The sequence below is a fragment of the Synechococcus sp. R6-7 genome (assembly GCF_047461695.1).
In the GTDB taxonomy this organism is placed as follows: Bacteria; Cyanobacteriota; Cyanobacteriia; order Thermostichales; family Thermostichaceae; genus Thermostichus.
In genome coordinates, this window is sequence record NZ_JANSHS010000395.1 from 1 (window position 1) to 2,588 (window position 2,588).

Here is a 2,588-nt window from a genome sequence, read left to right on the forward strand (position 1 = left end):
CTCCGGCACCCTACCGGGAACCGCACCGCTACCGCGACCGTGGTTGCCTTCAGGCCGGTACACTCGCCAATGACCGCGGTCAGCTTGCCCCCCGACTGTTGCCAGCGGCTGAGGATGTCTTGGATCTGGGGCCGATCCAGCAAGCCCGCTGCCTGCAAGTTTTGGAACAGATGCCTGGCCCATGGGGTGAGTTCTGCCAACAAGGGATCCGTCGGCGTATCCTCAGGAGTGTCGGCGTCGGTCTCGGGTTCCTCCGGTCTCCCCGTAAGGACTGCGTTTCGCTCACGCAAGCGTGCTGGCCCATCTTTGGCGGTTGAGCCAGAGAAGTTGGCTGCTCTCAACTGAGCCTGCGCTGCCTCGGCGATCAGCTTTTGCTGTTCGTAACTCACCTGCAGCAGACGGTTGCGATTCTGCTCAATCTTGAGATTCTCTTGCAGGGACTCCAGGCTCTGTCGGTAGGCCGCTAGCAGCTCTCGCGCATCTCGCAGTTCCACCGTCAAGTTGGCCTGCTGCTGTTGAAGGGCGCTGAGGCGGGATCCCGTGGTTTTCAGTTGTTGTTGAGCTTGCTCCAAGGCTTCTTGGCGGGCTTGCAGGGATCCCTCCAGTTGGACAATGCGCTGGTCGGCCTCGGCCCGTTCTGCCCTGAGCTGGTGGATCAGGGCTTGGCTCTGCTGCAGTTGCTCCTCCAGTTGAGCAAGGTGCGCTTCGTAGTCACGGTTGGCTGCCATCAGCTGTGCTATTTCCGCTTGCAGTTGTTGTAGCTGCACCTGTAAGCTTTCCACCTGCTCTGGGGGAACATAGCCGGAAAGCCGCGCCATTTGGGCCTCGTGCTCTTGCTGTAACTGAGCGTAGCGCTCTTGCCACATCTGCAAAGCGGCCCTCAGCTCCGCAATCTGTTGCTCCAAGGCGGCAACCTGCTCTGGCCAGAAGGAATCCAGATGCCGGGATAGAGCAGCCTCTGACTCTGCAGCTTGCTGGGCAAGTTGGGCCTGCAACTGATCCCGCTCCGATCGGAGCTGCTGGATTTGATGAAGCGCTGCCTCCAATTGGGCGCGTAGGTCAGCCACAACGCTGCTGGGCACCGAGTCCAACTGGCGTTTCTGCAGAATCTGGATTTGCTCTTGCAACTGCTCCAATTCCGACTGATAGCAATCTCGCTGGGTTTGCAACTGCCGCTGCGCCCTTTGCTCAGCAGCGCGGGCAAGAGCCAGCTCCGTTTCCAGCCTTTGCAGTTGTTCCCGCCAAACCCGCAAATCCTGCTGCAGCGTAGCCTGGTGCTGGAGCTCCGCCTGCTGGAGACGAATGGTGGCTTCCAGTTTTTGAATGCGCTGCTGATACTGGCTTTGAAAATCGGCAATCTGCTGGTTCATGCTGGCCAGGATCCGATCCCATTCCTGTTCCTGGAGCTCGATTTGTAGCCGCAAGGCTTCCACTTGCTTGCGGTAGTCAGCCAAGGTGGCCGGTTGAGGCTCATCGGCAAAGGGATCCGAGGCTGCCGCGGCTAATGTTCCAGGGATGGAATCTCCCCCAACTGCGGATTCGAGACTCGAGGGCTGAATTGTTCCCTCGCAAGGGATCTTGGCCTCTTCGGGTACAGCCAAATCCTGGGCCAGAGCTTCTCGGCCAGGAGTTGCCGCTCTTTGGGGGGTAAGCTGAACCTCGGGTTTGGGATCCCTGGCCAAAAAAGGCTGCAGCGCCTCCCACGCATTGGGGGAAGCCATCCGCTGCAGTTGCACCTGGACATCCAAGGCGCGATCCAAAATGGCGGGCTGTACCCAACCTTTCCAGGTGAGGATTTCCCCCAATTTCCGCCCATAGCGACGCTGTTGAGCCAGAGCAACCCGCAATTGCTCGAAATCCAAATGGCCCAGCGCCACCAAAATCTCTCCTAGAGAAAGGGACTGGCTGGGCAGGAAGCGGTAGAGATCAGCCAGAGTGAGCCAGCCGCGCTCGAGACACACTTTTCCCAACTTGAGGTGGTTTTGCTGTTGCTCTCGCAGAGCCTGAGCCAACTGGGATTGGGAGATCAGACCCGCCCGCAGCAAACGCTGTCCCAGCGGTAAGCTCGACTCAGCCCCGTCGGCAGCAGCACCCCGCCCCTCCAGAAAGGGGAATGGGGTAGAGCCACTCTGGGAGGAAGAGGAGCGCGGAGGCATCAATAAAGTTCCCAGTTTAGGACTGTGTTGTTGCTGTACTTTAGCTTATCGCCCCTCAGGATAAAGCACAAAGAGATGCCAACGCCACATTGACCAGAAAACTGGGTTACAAGCCCCGCCCTTTATGACGGCTTCTTGATACAGTAACTGCGAACTCCGCCAGCTTGTTCGCCTGCGGCGGCACTGAGTGCTTCGTGGTGCAGTACCTCTTACTAGAGGGACATTAGAGGGACAAAGTATCTGGGAGTCTCTTCCCAGTAATTAGGGCGGCGGCATCCCTCTTCGTGCATAGGGATGGAGCAGTACAGCCTGTTAAGGAATCAAGGGGCACAGTAGCAACACCTAGCAAACCAACTTCGGAAGCAGAATGGATTGATGAGTAGTCAAGAGGTCTCTGCTATCTGCTCCATCCCATACTTCCCGGCTCTGGAA

At 58.2% G+C, this 2,588-nt stretch carries 1 protein-coding gene and 1 pseudogene; both read right to left on the bottom strand.

All coding sequences use genetic code 11. The features are described 5' to 3' along the window. Positions 1–2,156 (bottom strand): hypothetical protein (locus NW815_RS11440; protein WP_414416026.1); only part of this gene is annotated, 2,156 nt, incomplete at its 3' end. Positions 2,157–2,476: 320 nt separating this feature from the next. After that, positions 2,477–2,588, bottom strand: a pseudogene (locus NW815_RS11445) (IS630 family transposase); the annotation flags it as partial.